12 protein-coding genes are annotated in these 18718 nt (G+C 70.9%); 4 read left to right on the top strand and 8 right to left on the bottom strand.

What is annotated here, in order from left to right:
• The first annotated feature begins 83 nt into the window (after positions 1–83).
• The 3 genes from ACTMO_RS0114015 (at position 84) to hutI (ending at position 3874) form a co-directional block, all read left to right on the top strand.
• On the top strand, positions 84–1283 hold the full coding sequence (locus ACTMO_RS0114015) for an allantoate amidohydrolase (RefSeq protein ID WP_026449237.1): 1200 nt from the start codon (positions 84–86) through the stop codon (positions 1281–1283).
• A gap of 23 nt (positions 1284–1306) precedes the next feature.
• Positions 1307–2632 (top strand): formimidoylglutamate deiminase, encoded by a 1326-nt coding sequence (locus tag ACTMO_RS0114010; RefSeq protein WP_026449236.1) that lies wholly within the window; start codon positions 1307–1309, stop codon positions 2630–2632.
• Between the two features lie 78 nt (positions 2633–2710).
• Entirely contained in the window at positions 2711–3874 is a 1164-nt protein-coding gene (hutI, locus tag ACTMO_RS0114005) for an imidazolonepropionase (protein ID WP_019855320.1), read from the top strand.
• Between the two features lie 76 nt (positions 3875–3950).
• On the opposite strand, the gene ACTMO_RS0114000 is transcribed toward hutI, so the two are convergent.
• From ACTMO_RS0114000 to ACTMO_RS0113960, 8 genes are all read right to left on the bottom strand, one after another.
• Positions 3951–5414, bottom strand: a complete 1464-nt coding sequence (locus ACTMO_RS0114000) for an aldehyde dehydrogenase family protein (protein WP_026449235.1) — start codon at positions 5412–5414, stop codon at positions 3951–3953.
• Between the two features lie 146 nt (positions 5415–5560).
• A complete protein-coding gene (locus ACTMO_RS0113995; protein ID WP_019855318.1) occupies positions 5561–5995 on the bottom strand; it encodes an Asp23/Gls24 family envelope stress response protein in 435 nt (144 codons plus the stop codon).
• Between the two features lie 141 nt (positions 5996–6136).
• Positions 6137–7036 (bottom strand): LysR family transcriptional regulator, encoded by a 900-nt coding sequence (locus tag ACTMO_RS0113990; RefSeq protein WP_019855317.1) that lies wholly within the window; start codon positions 7034–7036, stop codon positions 6137–6139.
• Positions 7033–8235 carry a glycine C-acetyltransferase gene (locus ACTMO_RS0113985; protein WP_019855316.1) on the bottom strand — a complete coding sequence of 401 codons (1203 nt, stop codon included), beginning with the start codon at positions 8233–8235 and terminating at the stop codon, positions 7033–7035. The genes ACTMO_RS0113990 and ACTMO_RS0113985 overlap by 4 nt, the downstream gene beginning before the upstream one ends.
• Before the next feature lie 46 nt (positions 8236–8281).
• Positions 8282–9325 (bottom strand): L-threonine 3-dehydrogenase, encoded by a 1044-nt coding sequence (gene tdh, locus ACTMO_RS0113980; protein WP_019855315.1) that lies wholly within the window; start codon positions 9323–9325, stop codon positions 8282–8284.
• A 279-nt stretch (positions 9326–9604) separates the two neighbouring features.
• A complete protein-coding gene (locus ACTMO_RS0113975; protein WP_019855314.1) occupies positions 9605–9799 on the bottom strand; it encodes a DUF6104 family protein in 195 nt (64 codons plus the stop codon).
• A 327-nt stretch (positions 9800–10126) separates the two neighbouring features.
• Positions 10127–13921 carry a multifunctional oxoglutarate decarboxylase/oxoglutarate dehydrogenase thiamine pyrophosphate-binding subunit/dihydrolipoyllysine-residue succinyltransferase subunit gene (locus ACTMO_RS0113965; protein ID WP_019855312.1) on the bottom strand — a complete coding sequence of 1265 codons (3795 nt, stop codon included), beginning with the start codon at positions 13919–13921 and terminating at the stop codon, positions 10127–10129.
• A 356-nt stretch (positions 13922–14277) separates the two neighbouring features.
• Positions 14278–18093 carry an ABC transporter ATP-binding protein gene (locus tag ACTMO_RS0113960; RefSeq protein WP_019855311.1) on the bottom strand — a complete coding sequence of 1272 codons (3816 nt, stop codon included), beginning with the start codon at positions 18091–18093 and terminating at the stop codon, positions 14278–14280.
• A 358-nt stretch (positions 18094–18451) separates the two neighbouring features.
• Between ACTMO_RS0113960 and ACTMO_RS0113955 the strand changes: the two genes are divergently transcribed.
• The gene (locus ACTMO_RS0113955) at positions 18452–18667 is read left to right on the top strand and encodes a hypothetical protein (RefSeq protein ID WP_019855309.1); all 216 of its coding nucleotides are present in this window, start codon (positions 18452–18454) and stop codon (positions 18665–18667) included.
• The last annotated feature ends 51 nt before the right edge of the window (positions 18668–18718 follow it).

The raw sequence follows: 18718 nt of genomic DNA, 5'->3' as shown, positions 1-18718 counted from the left end.
TCCGGACGCGCGCCCGGGTCGAACGAGTCGTCCTGACGGAGAACACCGGGGTGTCGGGCACACCCGGACGAACGGAGGATGCGGTGGCCACACCGAACGAACTGCTCGCCGACATCGCGGACGTGGGGCTCGTCCCCGGCCGGGGCGGCTATCACCGGCACGTCTTCGACCGCGCCGAGACGGAACTGCGGGAATGGTTCGTCGGGCAGGCGGGAGCACGGGGACTGGACGTGCGCACCGACGGCAACGGCAACATCTGGGCGTGGTGGCCCGAACCGGGCGACGACGCGGTGGTCACCGGCAGCCATCTGGACTCGGTGCCCGGCGGAGGGGCCTACGACGGCCCACTGGGCGTGGCCAGCGCCCTGTCCGCCGTGGACATGCTGCGGGCCGAGGGGTTCCGCCCCGGCAGGCCGCTGGCCGTGGTGGTCTTCGCCGAGGAGGAGGGCGGCAGGTTCGGAGTGCCCTGCCTCGGTTCCCGGCTGGCCTGTGGGTCCGTCGATCCCCAACGGGCGCTGGGACTGCGGGACGAGACGGGCACGACCCTCGCCGAGGCGATGCGCGCCGCCGGGGCGGATCCGGAGCTGGCCGGGCCGGACCGGGTCAACCTGCCCCGGGTGGGCAGGTTCGTGGAACTGCACGTCGAACAGGGGCGAGGTCTGGTCGAGCACGGCTCGGCCGTGGGTGTGGCCTCGACCATCCTGGGACACGGGCGTTGGCGGTTCGGGTTCACCGGTCAGGGGAACCACGCGGGGGCCACCCCGATGGACGACCGCAGGGACCCGATGATCCCGGCCGCGCGGCTGGTCACCGAGGCACGCGCCGTCGCGCGGCGGTTCCCCGACGCCCGGGCCACGGTGGGCAGGCTGCGCCCGAGTCCCGGCGGTACCAACGTGATCGCCGGGTCGGTGGACGTGTGGCTGGACGCCCGGGCGCACGAGGACGCCGACACCAGGGCGCTGGTCGAGGAGCTGTCCGCGCGGGCTCGGGAAGTGGCCGCGGAGGAGGGGTGCACGGTCCGCGTGACCGAGGAGTCCTACTCGGACACCGTGCGGTTCGACCCGGAGGTGCGGGACGAACTGGCCACCGTGCTCGACGCGCCCACCCTGCCCACCGGGGCGGGACACGACGCCGGGACGCTCGCCGCGCACGTTCCCACCGGGATGCTGTTCGTGCGCAACCCCACCGGCGTCAGCCACGCTCCCCAGGAGCACGCGGAGGCGGCGGACTGCACCGCCGGAGCCGAGGCGCTGGCGCGGGTGCTGCGGCGGTGGAGCCGATGACCGGGAAGGAGCGACAGCGGGTCATGTCCTACTGGTGCGAACGGGCCTGGCTTCCCGACGGGCCCACGGCGAACGTGCTCGTGGAGACCTCGGGGGGACGTATCACCCGGGTCACCCCCGGCGTGGGGCAGTGCCCACCGGGAGCCCGGAGACTGGACGGGCTGACCCTGCCCGGGACGGCCAACGCGCACTCACACGCCTTCCACCGCGCCCTGCGTGGCCGCACCGCCGACCAGCGCGGCACCTTCTGGACCTGGCGGAACCGGATGTACCGGCTGGCGCACCGCCTCGATCCGGACAGTTACCACCGGCTCGCCCGGGGGGTGTACGCGGAGATGGCACTGGCCGGGATCACCGCCGTCGGCGAGTTCCACTACCTGCACCACGCCCCCGGCGGGGAGAGCTACGCCGATCCGCACGCCATGTCGCACGCGCTGGTCCGGGCGGCCGGTGAGGCCGGAGTCCGGTTGACCCTGTTGGACACCTGCTATCTGAGCGGCGGGTTCGGCCCCCCGGTGGAAGGCGTGCAGACCCGGTTCTCCGACGGGACGGCCGAGGGCTGGGCCGAGCGGGTCCGGGACTTCCGCCCCGAGTACGAGGGGGTGCTGGTGGGGGCCGCGTTGCACTCGGTGCGGGCGGTGCCCGCCGAGCAGATGCCGGTGGTGCGGGAGTTCGCCCACACCGGAGGGGTGCCGCTGCACCTGCACCTGTCCGAACAGCGCGCCGAGAACGACGCCTGTCTGGCCGCCACCGGCCGCACCCCGACACAACTGCTCGACGAACAGGGCGTGCTGCGCCCCGGGACCACCGCCGTGCACGCCACCCACCTCGCACCGGCGGACGTGGTACGGCTCGGGCGCAGCGGCACCGGAGTGTGTCTGTGTCCCACCACCGAGTCCGACCTGGCCGACGGCATCGGTCCGGCCGACGAGCTCGCCGCGGCCGGTTGCGCACTCTCGCTGGGCAGTGACGGGCACTCGGTCGTCGACCCGTTCGAGGAGGCCAGGGCGGTGGAGTCGGGGATGCGGCTGCGCAGCGAGGTGCGGGGGCACTTCTCCACGGCGGAACTGACCGCCATGACCACCTCCGTGGGGCACCGGGCGCTCGGCTGGCCGGACGCGGGAACCGTCCAGGCGGGCGAGCGCGCCGATCTGGTCACCGTTTCCCTGGACGGGGCGAAGTTCGCCGGGGTGCCGCCGTCCTCGGCCATGCTGGTGGCCTCGGCGGCGGACGTGCGGGAGGTGGTGGTCGACGGCACGCCCGTGGTGCGGGACGGGGTGCATCTGCGGGTGCCCGACGTGGCCGGTGAGCTTCGCGCGAGTGTCGAGGAACTGCTCGGAACACCGTGACCACGATCGGTCCCTCAGCGACAGGACGGTCGTACACGAGACACCCCGCGGGGTGAACGAGGACGGAGCGGAACGCAGTTGCGGACAGCCACCACCATCACCGGGATCTCCGAGCTCACCACCAACGACGAGGAGCTCGGCCGCCTGACCGGGGCGGCGTTGGTCTTCGAGGAGGAACGCATCACCTGGGTGGGGCCCGAGCGAGAGGCCCCGGCGGCCGACCAGCGGATCGACCTGGGAGGACGAGCCGTGTTGCCCGGCTGGGTGGACAGCCACACCCACCTGGTGTTCGCCGGGGACCGCACCGCCGAGTTCACCGCACGCATGGCGGGCCGGCCCTACACCGCAGGCGGCATCGCCGGGACCGTCCGGGCCACCCGCGCCGCCACCGACGAGGAACTCGCGGCCAATCTCCGCGCCCACCTCGCCGAGGCCGCCGCCCAGGGAACCACCTGCGTGGAGACCAAAACGGGCTACGGACTGACCGTGGAGGACGAGCTGCGTGCCGCACGCCTCGCCGCGACCGAGGCCGACGAGGTGACCTACCTCGGGGCGCACCTGGTTCCCCCGGAACGCGAGGCCGAGGACTACCTGGACACGGTGTGCGGGCCGATGCTCGACGCCGTGGCCCCGCACGTGTCCTGGTGCGACGTGTTCTGCGAACGCGGTGCCTTCGACGCCGGACAGTCCCGGCGGGTGCTGCTGGCCGCCCGCGAGCGGGGGCTCGGGCTGCGGGTACACGGCAACCAGCTCGAACCGGGTCCGGGGGTCGAACTGGCCGTGGAGCTGGGAGCCGCCAGTGTGGACCACTGCACCCACCTCACCGAGACCGACATCGACGCGCTCGCCGCCTCGGAGACCGTGGCGACCCTGCTGCCCGCCTGCGACCTCTCCACACGCCAGCCACTGCCGCCGGCGCGGAAACTGCTCGACGCGGGGGCGACCGTGGCGCTGGCCACCAACTGCAATCCCGGTTCCTCCTACACCTCCTCCATGGCCTTCTGCGTGACCACCGCCGTGCTGCAGCTGGGGATGAGCGTGGAGGAGGCGGTCCGGGCCGCCACCCGGGGCGGGGCCGCCGCACTGGGACGGGACAGCGGCGACGGGGCGGTGGGGGTGGTGCGCCCCGGTGCCAGGGCGGACGTGCAGGCACTCGACGCGCCCAGCGCGGCGTGGCTGGCCTACCGCCCCGGAGTGCCGCTGACCCACCGGGTCTGGCGTGCCGGGCGGAGCCTGGTGTGAACCGAGCGGGCGGGAGACCGCCGTTGTGGCCTCTCCCGCCGGTACGCGTCCGCCGCCGGAGTCGGGTGGCACGCCCTCAGAACGGGAAACGCGCCTGCCGTTCCCGGAAGGTCACCCACCTGGTGTCGGTGAAGGCCTCGACACCGTTGCGTCCGCCGAAGTGCCCGAACCCGGAGTCCTTCATCCCTCCGAACGGGGCCTGCGGCTGGTCACCCACGGACTGGTCGTTGATGTGGAAGATGCCGGTGCGCACCCGCTGGGCGATCGACCAGCCCCGTCGGGTGTCCTCGGTGATCACCCCTCCGGTGAGTCCGTACGGCGTGTCGTTGACGACCTCCACGGCCTGGTCGACCGACTCGTAACCGAGCACCGTGGTGACGGGGCCGAAGATCTCCTCGGAGTGGATCCGCTGCCGGGCGGTGACGTTGTCCAGCACGGTCGGCGCGTACAGCGTGCCCCGCGGTTCCAGCCCGCCGCAGTGCGGCACCGCCCCGGCGCGTACCGCCTCCTCCACCAGTCCCCGGATCCGCAGCGCGGCCTGTTCGTTGATGACCGGACCGATCGCGGTCTCGGGATCGCGCGGATCCCCGTAGGGCAGCTTCGCCACCTTCTCGCCGAGCCGGCGGGCGAACTCGACACGCATCCCCTCGGGCACCAGCACGCGGTCGGCGGACATGCAGATCTGACCGGCGTTCATGAACGATCCGAAGGCCACGGCCTCCACCGCGTAGTCCAGGTCCGCGTCGTCGAGCACCAGCACCGAGTTCTTGCCGCCCAGCTCCAGCACGGCCGGGGTGAGATGGCGGGCCGCCTCGACACCGATCGAACGTCCCACCTCGGTGGAACCGGTGAAGTTGACCCGGCGGACCCGCGGGTCGGAGATCAGTGTGGTGCCGATCTCGGCCCCTTCGGAACGCTCGTTGGTGACCACGTTGAGCACCCCGTCGGGCAGCCCGGCCTCCCGCATGATCCCGGCCAGCCAGTACCCGGCGGTGACGGGGGCGTCCTCGCTCGGTTTGAGCACCACGGTGTTGCCGACGGCCACGGCCACGGCGAAGGAGCGGGTTCCGAGGATCAGGGGGGCGTTCCACGGCGCGAACGCGCCGACCACCCCGGCGGGTTGGCGCAGGGCGAACCCCCATTCGTCCGGGTCCGAACCGCTCAGCACCTCCCCTCGGGGTGCGGTGAGCGAACCGGCGGCCTCACGGAGGATGTCGGCGGCCAGCTCGACGTTGAACAGTGCCCACGGCCGGGTGCCCCCGACCTCACCGGCCATCAGCCGCACCGCCTCCTCGGCGCGGTCGGTCATCAGCTCGGCCGCGCGCAGCAGGATCTCCCTGCGGCGCAGCACCCCGGTGCGGGACCACTCCGGGAAGGCGGCGGCCGCCGCGTCCACGGCCGCGGTCACGTCCTCGGGTGAGGCCGCGGGAACCTCGGCGAAGACCTCGCCGGTGTAGGGGTCGATATCGGTGGTGGTGCGTCCGCCCTCGGCGGGACGGCTGTCCCCTCCGATGAGCAGTCGGTGTTCGAGCGGCGCCATCGTCTCCCACTCTCCTCCGGGGTCTCGCACGCATCCCATCATCGGAACCCGGTTCCGTGCACCCTTCCGGGCGATATCGCGTCCCGTTCGCCACCCGGTGTGCGCACTCCGGACGTTCCGGCCGACGTCGGCGCCGCGGATCCCGGTCACTCGACGCGGGCGGGCCCGTTGCCGGTTCCCTCCTCGGAGGAAGGCAGGTGCACGTCGCCGACGGCGATGTTGACCTCGATGACCTCCAGCCCGGTCATGCGCTCGACCGTGTCGATCACGTTCCGACGCACGGCCCGGGTGAGGTCGACGATGGCCACGCCGTAGTCCACGACCAGGTCCAGGTCCACGGCCGCCTGTCGCTGCCCGACCTCCACCTGGACTCCCGAGGTGGAGGAGGTGCCGCCCCCGGGCACGCGTTCCCGCAGCGCACCGAAAGCCCGGGAGACCTCGCCTCCCAGCGCGTGCACCCCGGCGATCTCGCGGGTGGCGTTCGCGGCGATCTTCTGCACCACCGGGGGAGCTATGCTCGTCCGCCCGCCCGAACCGTCCTCGGGGTCTCCGTGGGCGGGGGTGTGCTCGTTCTGGGTCATGGTCGTGCTCCCTGTCCTCGTGACCGACTTCTCCCGTCACCGGCCGACGTTCGCGCGCCGGATGTGCGCGGGAGCTTTCCCGGAGGATGACACGGACGGGAGCTTCGCGAACGGCCCCGCGCTGCCGGTGGCCGGAAACGCTCACAGCCCGCGCGCCGTGTCGAGCAGCGTGTCCAGCACGCTGCGCAGCAGTGGATGCTCCTCGCGCCCGTGCGGGACGGCGGCGAACACCCGTCTGGTGGGGGCGTGCTGGCTCAGCGGGCGGACCGTGGCACCGTGCTCGGCCGGGACGGCCCCGCGCGGCACGAGCGCCACCCCGGTTCCCGCGGCGACCAGCGCCACCACCGCGTGGAAGTCGTCGGAGACGTGGGTGATGTGCGGGGAGAAACCCGCGTCGGAACACCGGGTCCGGGTGACCTCATGACAGGGGTTGTCCGGCAGGGGGGCGATCCAGTCCTCCCCGTCGAGTTCCTCCACCGTCACCGTCTGCCGGGCGCACAGGGGATGGTCCGGCGGCAGCACCGCGTCGAACGGTTCCGTGTAGAGCGCCCGGCGGGTCAGCCGTTGCTCGTCGGAGCGCGCGGTGGCGCTGTACTCCATCGAGATGGCGATGTCCGTCTCGCCGGACAGCAGCATGAGCAGGCTGTTGTGTGCCTCCGCGTCGCGGACCAGCACGGTGATCCCCGGCGAGTGGGCCCGCAGCGCGGCGATCGAGGGAGCCACCACCCGGGTGATGGCGGAGGCGAAGGCGGCGACCTCGACCCGCCCCACCGAGCCCTCCGCGCAGGCGGCCATGCTGGCCTCGGCTCGTTCCAGCTCGGCCAGCACGTTCTTCGCGTGCTCGGCGAGCAGTTCCCCCGCGGCCGTCAGCCGCACCCGCCTGCCGCTGCGCACGAGCAGTTCCTGCCCCGCCTCGTGCTCCAGCGCGGTGAGCTGTTGGGACACCGCCGAGGGGGTGAGGAAGAGCGTCTCGGCCGCCGCGCGCACCGTGCCGTGGTCGGCCAGGGCGCGCAGCACGGCCAGTCGACGCGGGTCAATCATCGGACCAGCTTATCCGCCTTCTCCCGCGCCCGGACGAACGCGTTGACCGCCCGGTCGACGTCGGCGGGTTCCAGCGCGGCCGACATCTGGGTGCGGATGCGGGCCTTGCCGTGGGGCACCACGGGGTAGGAGAACCCGATGACGTAGACCCCTTCCTCCAGCAGCAGTTCGGCCATGCGGGCGGCCTCGGCGGCGTCGCCGATCATCACCGGGATGATGGGGTGCTCGCCGGGCAGCAGGTCGAATCCGGCCTCGGCCATGCCCGCGCGGAACCGCTCGCTGTTGGTGCGCAGCCGCTCCCGCAGGTCCGGCCGGGAGGTGACGAGGTCCAGCGCGGCCAGGGCCGAGGACACGATCGGCGGAGCCACCGAGTTGGAGAACAGGTAGGGGCGGGAACGCTGGCGCAGTATCTCCACGATCTCCGGCCAGGCCGAGACGTAACCGCCGCTGGCCCCGCCGAGGGCCTTGCCCAGGGTTCCGGTGACGATGTCCACCCGGTCGGTGACCCCGAAGAGCTCGGGCGTCCCGGCGCCGTTGGGGCCCAGGAACCCGGCCGCGTGCGAGTCGTCGACCATGACCAGGGCGTCGTGCCGTTCGGCCAAGGCGCAGATCTCGTCCAGCGGAGCCAGGTAACCGTCCATGGAGAAGACCCCGTCGGTGACGATCAGGCGGTACCTGGCGTCGGCGTGTTCGGTCAGCCTGCGTTCCAGGTCGGCCATGTCCCGGTTGGCGTAGCGCGCCCGACGGGCCTTGCACAGGCGGACCCCGTCGATGATGCTCGCGTGGTTGAGTTCGTCGGAGATGATCACGTCCTGTTCGTCCAGCAGGCTCTCGAACAGCCCCGTGTTCGCGTCGAAGCACGAACCGTACAGGATCGTGTCCCCCGTGCCGAGGAACTCGGACAGCCGTCGTTCCAGTTCCTTGTGCGGTGCCTGGGTTCCGCAGATGAACCGGACGGAGGCCATGCCCAGTCCCCACTGGTCCAGTCCCCGCTTGGCGGCCTCGACCAGCTCGGGGTGGTCGGCCAGGCCGAGGTAGTTGTTGGCGCAGAGGTTGAGCACCTCGGCCTCGGAACCGTCCGCACCGACCCCCACGCGGGCGCGTTGCGGCGTTTCCAGGACGCGTTCGTGCTTGTACAGGCCGGCCGAACGGATCTCGTCCAGCCTGCCCCGGAGGTCGTCGGCGATGCTGCCGAACATGGGTTTCCTTTCGCCGGTGACTCGTGATGTGGGGTGAAACGGCCCCTCACGCGGAGGTTCGCTCCACCGTCCAGTCCAGAATGATCTTCCCGCACCGGCCCTGGCGAGCCGTCTCGAAGGCCTCGCGGTGTTCGGTGTAGCCGAAGCGGTGGGTGATCACCGGGCTCAGGTCGAGGCCGGATTCCAGCAGTACCGACATCGAGTACCAGGTCTCGAACATCTCCCTGCCGTAGATGCCCTTGAGGGTGAGCATCTTCAGCACCACGGAGCTCCAGTCGATCGCGAACCCCTCGGCGGGCAGGCCGAGCAGGGCGATGTGCCCGCCGTGGGACATGTTGGCGATCATGTCGCGCAGCGCGGCGGCCTGCCCGCACATCTCCATGCCCACGTCGAAGCCTTCGGTCATCCCGAGCCGCTCCTGCACCTCGTCGAGGTCGTGCTCGGTGATGTTCATCGCGAAGTCCACGCCCACACGGCGGGCCAGCTCCAGGCGGTACTCGCTCGCGTCGGTGATCACGACGTGCCTGGCCCCGGCGTGGCGCGCCACGCTCGCCGCCATCAGCCCGATCGGGCCCGCCCCGGTGATCAGCACGTCCTCACCCACCACCGGGAAGGTCAGGGCGGTGTGCACGGCGTTGCCGAAGGGGTCGAACACCGCGGCCACGTCCGGGTCGACGGGCTGCTGGTGCACCCAGCAGTTCGACTCGGGTACGGCGGCGTACTCGGCGAACGCCCCGTCGTGGTGCACGCCGAGCCCCCTGGTGTCGGCGCAGAGGTGTCGCCTGCCCGCCAGGCAGTTGCGGCACCGTCCACAGACCAGGTGCCCTTCCCCGCTGACGAGGTCACCCACGGCCACCTGGCGCACTCCGGCGCCGACCTCGACCACCTCGCCGACGAACTCGTGACCGGCGATCAACGGGGGCGCGATGTTCGCGGCGGCCCACTCGTCCCAGGCGTCGATGTGCAGGTCGGTGCCGCAGATCCCGGTTCGCAGGATCCTGAGTACCACGTCCCGGGGGCCGGGCCGCGGGTCGGCGACCTCGGTGAGTTCCAGCCCCGGGGCGGCAGCCGGTTTCACCAGTGCTCGCACGGTTCCTCCCATTCCGACGGCGATCCGGCCCGGGCTGTTGGCCCGTCGTGAGGCCGCGTTCCTGCCGCCGAGGCACCGGTGGGCGCCTCGGGATCGCCGCTCGGGATTGTCTCCCCGTGTGGTGGTCCGGTCCAGCAGGACTTTCCGCACAGGGGGATTAGCCGAACTGAACAGCGGGACACGCGCCCACGGCCCGTTCCTCCCCGGACGGCCGCGCTCCCGCCGCCGGGGGAGCGCCGGGGCGGTGCGTGTCCCGCCGGCCGGAACGGAGGAGCCCGCTCACTCCTCGTCCAGGGGCTCGTCCTCGGTGTCCTCGTCGCGGGCCAGGAAGGTGGCCAACCGTTCGACGGCGTCCTCGAACTCGGGGTTGCTGTCGACGAACGCCCGCATCCGGTCGGACAGCCACACCATGCTCACCTGTTCGTCGCCGCGACGCTCCTCGAGCTCCTCGAGGCCACGGTCGGTGAAGTACACACCCGTCTCCCAACGGTCTCGTGTTTGTCGGTCTTCCGGGAGAAGCTTAGGAGCTCTCGCGGAACGATCCGCCGGCAGGCACCCGGTGCGTCAGCGTGCTCGTGCCAGCGGGATGTTGGTCGAGGTCCGGGAACCGGACCACGTGCCGAGCCTGGATGACCTGGAAGTTGAAACCCGTGGTCTCGGTCGAAGCGGGCGCCAGGCTCTCGAATCCGACCGGGGCAGTGGTGACACCGCCGTACGCGGACACGACGGGGCCGCCGGCCCGTGCGGACCGGCGGCCCCGTCCCGGTGTGAGAACTCCGGCCGTCGGGGCCGGTCCCGGGGTCAGTCGGCGAAGGCGTTGTCGATGACCTCGGCCTGCTCCACGTCGTGGACCTTCTTGAGACCGGTGGCCGGTGCGGCCATCGGCCTGCGGGCGGCCACGGTGAGCCTGCTGGCCAGCTCCGGTCCGAACTGGTGGGGCAGGGCGAGCCCGAGGAACGGCCAGGCGCCCTGGTTGCGCGGCTCCTCCTGCACCCAGCGGATCTGGGTGGCGTTGGAGTAGCGCTCCAGCATCCTGCCCAGTTTGCGGTGCGGAAGCGGGTAGAGCTGCTCCAGCCGCACGATCGCCGTGTCCTCCAGCCCCCGTTGGGCCTTCTCCGCAGCCAGCTCGTAGTAGAGCTTGCCGGTGCACAACACCACCCGGCGCACCTTGGCCGGGTCCGGCTCGGCCGGGTCGTCGATGACCGAGGTGAACTTGCCCGAGGTGAAGTGCTCGATCGGGCTGGTCGCCTCCTTGAGGCGCAGCATCGACTTGGGGGTGAACACCACCAGCGGGCGGTCGATGCCGTCCAGGGCGTGCCTGCGCAGCAGGTGGAAGTAGTTCGCCGGAGTGGACGGCATGGCCACCGTCATGGAGCCCTCCGCGCACAGCTGCAACCAGCGCTCGATGCGGGCCGAACTGTGGTCCGGCCCCTGGCCCTCGTGACCGTGCGGAAGCAGCAGGACCACGTCCGAGCGCTGGCCCCACTTGGCCTCACCGGAGGAGATGAACTCGTCGATGATCGGCTGGGCGCCGTTGAAGAAGTCACCGAACTGGGCCTCCCACAACACCATGGCGTCCGGGTTGCCCACCGAGTAGCCGTACTCGAAACCGACGGCGGCGAACTCCGACAGCGCGGAGTCGTAGGTGAGGAACTTCGCCTGCTCCGGCGAGAGGTGCTGCAACGGGGTGTACTCGGCGCCGGTCTTGCGGTCGATGACCACCGCGTGGCGCTGGCCGAAGGTGCCCCTGCGGGTGTCCTGCCCGGTCAGCCGCACCGGGTACCCCGAGGTGACCAGCGATCCGAGCGCGAGCAGCTCGCCGAAGGCCCAGTCGATGCCGCCTTCCCGGCCCATCTTGGCGCGACGCTCCAGCACGGGCTTGACCCGCGAGTGCGGGGTGAAACCCTCCGGAAGGTTGGTCTGGGCCTCGGCGATCCGCCGCAGCTCCCCCTCGGAGATGCTGGTGTCCAGCTTCGCCGGGATCTGCTGTTCGGACTCCACCGAGGGACTGGGCTCGGGCGGATGCTTCTCCAGCTCACGCACCTCGTTGAACACGTGCTCGAGCTGGTTGGCGTAGTCCTTGAGCGCGCTCTCGGCCTCCTCCATCGTGATGTCGCCGCGTCCGATCAGGGACTCGGTGTAGGTCTTGCGGACGCTGCGCATCTTGTCGATCGCGTCGTACATGGTGGGCTGGGTCATCGAGGGGTCGTCGCCCTCGTTGTGCCCGCGCCTGCGGTAGCAGACCATGTCGATCACGACGTCCTTGCCGAAGGCGTTGCGGTACTCCACCGCGAGCTTGGCGACCCACACGCAGGCCTCGGGGTCGTCCCCGTTGACGTGGAACACCGGCGAACCGGTCATCTTGGCCACGTCGGTGGAGTACTTGCTGGAGCGGCCGGACTCGGGGGTGGTGGTGTAGCCGACCTGGTTGTTGATGATCACGTGCACGGTCCCGCCGGTGCGGTAGCCGCGCAGCAGCGACAGGTTCAGGGTCTCGGCGACCACGCCCTGCCCGGCGAAGGCGGCGTCGCCGTGCAGCAGCACCGGCAGCACGGTGAACCCTTCCTGGCCCTTGTCCAGGATGTCCTGCTTGGCCCGCACGAGGCCCTCCAGCACCGGGTCCACGGCCTCCAGGTGGGAGGGGTTGGAGGTCAGCGAGACCTTGGTCTCGCCGTCCCCGAACATCCTGAAGTACTTGCCCTCCGCGCCGAGGTGGTACTTCACGTCCCCGGAGCCGTGGGCCTGTCCCGGGTCGAGGTTGCCCTCGAACTCCTGGAAGATCTGCGCGATCGGCTTGCCCACGATGTTGGCCAGCACGTTGAGCCTGCCCCGGTGCGGCATGCCGATGACGACCTCGTCGAGCTCGGCCCGTGCCGAGGAGTCCAGCACGGCGTCCAGCAGCGGGATGATCGTCTCGGCGCCCTCCAGGGAGAAGCGTTTCTGCCCGACGTACTTGGTCTGCAGGAAGGTCTCGAACGCCTCGGCCGCGTTGAGCTTGGACAGGATGTACTTCTGCTCCGACTGGTCCGGCTTCTCGTGCGGTTTCTCCACACGCCGTTGCAGCCATTCCCGTTCGTCCGGTTCGAGGATGTGCATGTACTCCACGCCGACGGTGCGACAGTAGGAGTCGCGCAGCACCCCGAGCACGTCGCGCAGGGTCATGTGTTCCTGACCGGCGAAACCGCCGACCGGGAACTCCCGGTCGAGGTCCCACAGCGTCAGGTTGTGCGAGAGCACGTCGAGGTCCTCGTGCCTGCGCTGCCGGTAGTTCAGCGGGTCGATGTCGGCCATCAGGTGCCCGCGGGTGCGGTAGGCGTCGATCAGCTCCAGCACCCGGGCCGTCTTGTCGACCGCGCCTTCCGGGATGTCGGTGGACCAGCGCACCGGCTCGTAGGGGATGCGCAGCGAGGCGAAGATGTCGTCGAAGAAGTTGTCCTCGCCGAGCAGCAGGTTGTGTATCTTGCGCAGGAACTCGCCGGACTCCGCGCCCTGGATCACCCTGTGGTCGTAGGTGGAGGTCAGCGTTACGATCTTGCTGATCCCCATCTCCGTCAGGGCCTTCTCACTGGCCCCCTGGAACTCGGCCGGGTACTCCATGGCGCCCACGCCGATGATGGCGCTCTGGCCCTGGGTGAGCCGCGGCACCGAGTGGTTGGTGCCGCTGGGGCCCGGGTTGGTCAGCGAGATCGTGGTTCCCGCGAAGTCCTCGGCCGTCAGCGCGTTGTTGCGGGCCTTGCGGATGATGTCCTCGTAGGCCTGCCAGAACTGGAGGAAGCTCATGTTCTCGCAGGCCTTGATGGAGGCCACCACGAGGTTGCGCGAGCCGTCCTTGCCGGGCAGGTCGATGGCCAGCCCCAGGTTGACGTGCTCGGGGGTGACCACGGCGGGCTTGCCCTTCTCGTCCACCCCGTAGTGGCGGTTCATCCCGGGGAAGTCCTTCAGCGCGCGCACCATGGCGTAGCCGATCAGGTGCGTGAAGGAGATCTTGCCGCCCTTGTTCCGCTTCAGGTGATTGTTGATCACGATGCGGTTGTCGAAGAGCAGCTTGGCCGGAACCGCGCGCACGCTGGTCGCGGTGGGCACCGTCAGCGACTGCTCCATGTTCTTGGCGATCGCCGCGGCGGGCCCGCGCAGCGGTTTGGTCTCCGCACCGCCGGGCTCCTCCTTGACCGGGGCGGCCTTGGCGGCCTCCTGCGGTGAGGGTTTGGCGGCCTGCTGCGCGCTCTTGGTGCCGTCCGGGGAGGAACCGTTCTGCTGCGTGGAACCGGTCCGGGGGGCGGTCTGCCGCTCCCCGGCTGTGCCCCGCTGCTCCGTCGGTCGGGTCTCGGCGGGTGCGGCGGTGGCCACCGTCGCGCCGTTGTGCGACTGGCCGTTCTGTTGCTCGGCCCTCACGGCGGTCGAGGTGGTCCGGCTCGCTGTCGCGCTCGTCGCCTCGCCCGAGCCCTCTCCGGTGGTTGACTGGTCGGGACGGTAGTCGGCGAAGAACTCGTGCCACGCGGAGTCTACCGACGACGGGTCATTGAGGTACTGCTCATACATTTCCTCGATCAACCACTCGTTGGGGCCGAACTGTGAGGCTGGACTGCTGCTGGACACGGCTGGAGTTCGCCTCGATCCATCTGCTCGTGGTTTTGCAACGCTCGGCAACCAGGCTAACGCTTCCGGGCTGTCTCGTTGGCACGCTCCCGAAGCCGATCAGCGCGGACGCGGGGGTCCGAATCGATCAGGTGCCGGTTGCCCACATTCTTCCGGAGGAGTCGGTGGCTGCCGAAACCCGTGCTTTCCGGTAGAGTGAGGGGCTTTGGTCGGATCCGGGGCGGCTCGCCCCGCACGCTCGTGTGGCCCCGTTCCCGGACGGGTGTGAGGTTCCCCCCAATTCGGGTTCTTCCCGGATACTGGCAGGTAACGGCCGTATGACGGGAGTTCGTCGGGATGGAGTCCCCGACGCGGAGTCACCCCCGCGCCGGGGAGAGAGCGTTCTCCGCCACGGCGGATCCGTCCGGGACGGGCTGCTCGGTGACGCTGTCCCACAGCCGGGCGTAGTGGCCGCCGTGGGCGAGCAGCTCCCCGTGGGTGCCCTGCTCGACGATCCGTCCCTCGTGCAGCACCACGATGCGGTCCGCCCGCGCGGCCGTGGTCAACCGGTGCGCGACCACGAAGGTGGTGCGGTTCTCCGCGAGGCTGGCGTGGGCCGCCGAGACCACGGCCTCGGTCGTCGGATCCAGGGCCGCCGTGGCCTCGTCCAGCAGCAGCACGTCCGGGTCCACCAGCTCGGCACGGGCCAGCGCGACCAGCTGACGCTGACCGGCCGAGAGCGCTCTGCCGCCCTCACCGGTGCGCTGGCGGAATCCGTTCGGCAACGCGGCTATGCCGGGCAGGGCTCCCACCCTGCGGGCGGCCCGTTCGATCTCGGCGGGGGTGGCCTCGGGACGCCCGTAGGCGATGTTGCTCGCCACGTCACCGGTGAACAGGTGTCCCTCCTGCGGGACCACCGCCAGATGCCGGTGGTACTGCGGCAGCGGGTAGTCGCGGATGTTCACCTCGTCCGCCAGGATCCCTCCCTCCGAGGGATCGTAGAACCGGGCCAGCAGTTTGACCAACGTCGACTTGCCCGCCCCGGTGGCTCCCACGAGAGCCACGGTCTCCCCGGGGGAGACGTGCAGGGAGACCTCGGACAACGCCGCGCGCTCGGTTCCCGGGTAGTGGAAGGAGACCGAACGCACCTCCATCTCCCCCTCCAGCTCGCTCGGCACCGTGGCGGGGTGGGTGGCCTCGGGAACCGACGTGGGAGTGCGCAGCAGCTCACCGATCCGACGCAGTCCGACCCTGGCCTGCTGGTAGGAGTCGAAAACCCCGGACAGCTGTTGCACCGGGCCGAAGAACATCCCCAGGTACAGCAGGAAGGCCGCCAGCACTCCCGCCGTGAGTTCGCCGTCGGCCACCCGGACGGCGCCGACACCGAGCACGGCGGCCTGGGCGAGCTCGGACAGCATCGTCACGAAGGGGAAGTAGGTGGCTATGTAGCGCTGGGCCCGCAGTCGGGAGCGCCGGTAGGCGTCGCTGCGCGCCGCGAAACGGGTGGCCGCCAGCCGTTCCCTGCGATGGGCCTGGGAGACACGCAGCCCGGCGACGTTCTCCTGCATCTCCGCGTTGACGGTGCTCACCCGCTCCCTGGCCTCGGCGTAGGCGACCGAGGACACCCGCCGGAAGACCACCGTGGCGACCACCAGCAGCGGCAGGACCGACAGTGCCACCAGCGCCAACGAGAAGTCCGTGACCAGCAGGGTCACCGCCACCCCCAGGATGGTGGAGACGCTGACCACGGCCGTGGCCAGCCCGGTCTGCAGGAACGAGGACAGCGCGTCCACGTCGGTGGTCATCCGGGTCATGATCCGGCCCGCGCGTTCCCGCTCGTAGAAGTCCAGTCCCAGCCGTTGCAGGTGGGAGAAGCTACGCAGCCGCAACAGGTACAGCAGGGTTTCCCCCGACCGGGCCGCCACCACAGTCTGGAGCCGCATCGCGAGCCAGCCGAGCAGCACCACCCCGCCCCCGACGGCCGTTGCGGTGAACAGCGTCCCCGGCTCGTGCGCGGCCACACCGCCGTCCACGCCCCAGCGGACCAACGAGGGCATGCTCACCCCCACCGCCGCGTTCAGGGCGAACAACAGCACCGTGAGCAGGAGCGTCCCCCGGATGGGGCGGAACAGCTCCGTGAGCCGGAAACACGGGTCCGGTGCCGTGGGATCGGTCCCGTCCAACTTCGGCTCGTCGGTGGCCGCGGGAAGCCGTTCGACCGCCTCCAACAGTTCCCGTGTGGGGGCCGCCGCCTCGGTGGCCGCCGCCGACCCCCGCAGCGCGCGGGCCCCGCCACCGGGGGTGGCCGAGGTCGTCGGACTCTCGACACGCCCACGGTGGGACCGGGCGGTGTCCTCCGGTTCCGGCCAGAGCTCCGGGGTGGGTTCCTCCCCCGTCGGAGGTCCCACCGGATGCCCGGCCTGCTCCACCGAGTCGCCGGGCCCGCACAGCAGCGAACGGAAGAGCTCCGAGCGCTGCTCCAGCTCCTCCCTGGTTCCGCTGTCCACCACCCGGCCCCCGTCGAGCACCGCGATGCGGTCGGCCAGGTCGAGTGTGGACCGGCGGTGTGCGATCAGCAGCGTGGTGCGTTGGGAGGTGACCGGGTCCAGGGTGGCGTGGATGGCCGCCTCGGTGGCGGGGTCCACGGCCGAGGTGGCGTCGTCCAGCACTAGGACGCGAGGGTCGCTCAGCAGGGCCCGAGCCAGCGCGATCCGCTGCCGTTGCCCACCGGAGAGGGTGAGTCCCCGTTCCCCCACCACGGTGTCGTAGCCCTGCGGAAGCGCGGCGATGAACTCGTGGGCCTCGGCGGCACGGGCGGCCGCGACGATCTCCTCCTCGGTGGCTTCGGGGTGCCCGTAGGAGATGTTGTCCCGGATGGTCTCCGAGAACAGGAAGGCCTCCTCGAACACCACTCCCACGGCCGAGCGCAGCGAGTCCAGCCGCACCTTCCGGACGTCCCGCCCGGGTGAATCCACTCCGTCCCCGCCGATCCGGACGCTTCCGGAGTGCACGTCGTAGAAGCGGGGCAGCAGCAGCGAGACGGTGGACTTGCCGGAACCGGCCGGTCCCACCAGAGCGAGCGTCTCACCGGGGCGGATCTCCAGCGAGGTCCCGCGCAGCACGGGCTGGTCACCGGTGTAGCCGAAGCACACCCGGTCCAGTTCCACCCGCAACGGGCCCTCGGGCAGCTCCACCGCGTCCGGGGCGTCGGTGACCTCCGGCTGCGTGTCGATCACGTCGTGGAGCCGTTCCAGTCCGGCCCGGGCGTGCTGGGACTGGATCAGCACGTTGGACAACATGCGTGCCGGGGCGGCGAGCATGGTCAGATAACCGGCGAAGGCGACGAAGGTTCCCACACTGACCTGCCCGTGTAGCGCCAGCCACCCCCCGAGACCGAGCACGCCGACCTGCCCGGCCAGCGGGAGCGCGGTCAGGTGTGCCGAGGGGGCCGCGGTCACCCGTGCGGCGCGCAGCCGGTCGGCGAACAACCGGCGGGCCCGGGTGACCATCCGGTTCACCTCGTGCGTTTCCTGGCCGAACCCCTTCACCACCCGCACGCCGCTGACGGTTTCCTCCACCTGCTCGGCCACCTCGGCGGCCCGCTGCTGGGCGGCCCAGGTCGCGGGGAACAGTCGCTTCTTGCTGCGTGCGGTGACCACGGCGATGAGCGGGCCGACCACGAGGGCGATGACCGTCAGCAACGGGGACAGCCACAGCATCGCTGCCAGGGAGAACACGGCCAGCATCAGGGTGCCCGCCGCCAGCGGCAGCATGGACAACAGCCCGTTGACCAGTTGCAGGTCACTGATCGAACGGGAGATCACCTGGCCGGTGCGCAGTGAGTCCTGTTTCGCCCCGTCCAGTCGCTGCACGGCGCCGAACACGGCCCGGCGCAGGTCGTGCTGCACGTCCACCGCCAACCTGCCCGCGCTGTAGCGACGCACGAAGGCCGCGCCGAAGCGGAACAGCCCCAGCCCCACCATCGCGACCACGATCCAGCCGAGCCGGTGGGTTCGGCCCGCGACGGCGTCGTCCACGGCCACCTTGGTGAGCACGGGAACCGCCGCCTCCATACCGACCGCCGTGACGGCGGAGCCCATGGAAAGCAACACGGCCACGGGGTGGCGCCAGCAGGCGGCGGCCAGCCGTCGGATCCATCCCGGTTTCGGGTGCGCTTCTCCGGTTTCGGACACCCCGTCAGGTTAGGGGGTCGGTCCAGGGATGGCCGGGGTGTCGAGGCCGGGAGGCGCTCGGGGTGTGAGCGGCGGAACACCCGCTCGTCGGAGGGAAGCGGGCCGGGTTCCTCGCCGCCGCGGCACGGGCGGGGGGAGTTCGGCGGGACCCGGCGGCGGCGTTAGGATGCCCGCCGCGCGTGCTGGGGGCGCGGGTCCCCGAGAGCTTTCTCCTTCCGTGGCGGGGATTCGGCTGTGGCCGTTTCCGTGCTCGGGATGTCACGCTCGGGCGGCGGTGGAATCAACCACCGGCCCAGGTACCGAAGCAGGCTCTTCGTGTTCGAGGTGTTTTCGTAGCGGCGTTTGTCGGGAGAGTCCGATGAAGTACGTGTGGTTCGGCGTACTGCTCCTGCTGGGGCAGTTGGTGCCGGAACTGTTGTTCCCCGAGGACGTGACCGTCGAGCCCGGCCGCTACGCGGCCATGGCGGGAACGGCGGTGTTGGCGGCCGTGGTGCTCTTCGTGTGGGAACGATGGTCGCGGGGCCAGCGGGTGCTCCGGCCACGTCGGGCCCGAGCGTACGAGGGCGAGGTGTGATCGGCACCTGATTCCCCCGAGCCGGACTCTTCCGGGGAGCACGTTCGATGA

It is taken from the genome of Actinopolyspora mortivallis DSM 44261 (assembly GCF_000384035.1).
Taxonomy (GTDB): domain Bacteria; phylum Actinomycetota; class Actinomycetes; order Mycobacteriales; family Pseudonocardiaceae; genus Actinopolyspora; species Actinopolyspora mortivallis.
This window is presented reverse-complemented; position numbering and strand designations above follow the sequence as displayed.

Coding starts and splice junctions, on each gene's coding strand:
- ACTMO_RS0113990 (WP_019855317.1), bottom strand. CDS start 7,036: ATGATTGACCCGCGTCGACTGGCCGTGCTGCGCGCCCTGGCCGACCAC.
- ACTMO_RS0114010 (WP_026449236.1), top strand. CDS start 1,307: ATGTCCTACTGGTGCGAACGGGCCTGGCTTCCCGACGGGCCCACGGCG.
- ACTMO_RS0113985 (WP_019855316.1), bottom strand. CDS start 8,235: ATGTTCGGCAGCATCGCCGACGACCTCCGGGGCAGGCTGGACGAGATC.
- ACTMO_RS0113995 (WP_019855318.1), bottom strand. CDS start 5,995: ATGACCCAGAACGAGCACACCCCCGCCCACGGAGACCCCGAGGACGGT.
- ACTMO_RS0113955 (WP_019855309.1), top strand. CDS start 18,452: ATGAAGTACGTGTGGTTCGGCGTACTGCTCCTGCTGGGGCAGTTGGTG.
- ACTMO_RS0114000 (WP_026449235.1), bottom strand. CDS start 5,414: ATGGCGCCGCTCGAACACCGACTGCTCATCGGAGGGGACAGCCGTCCC.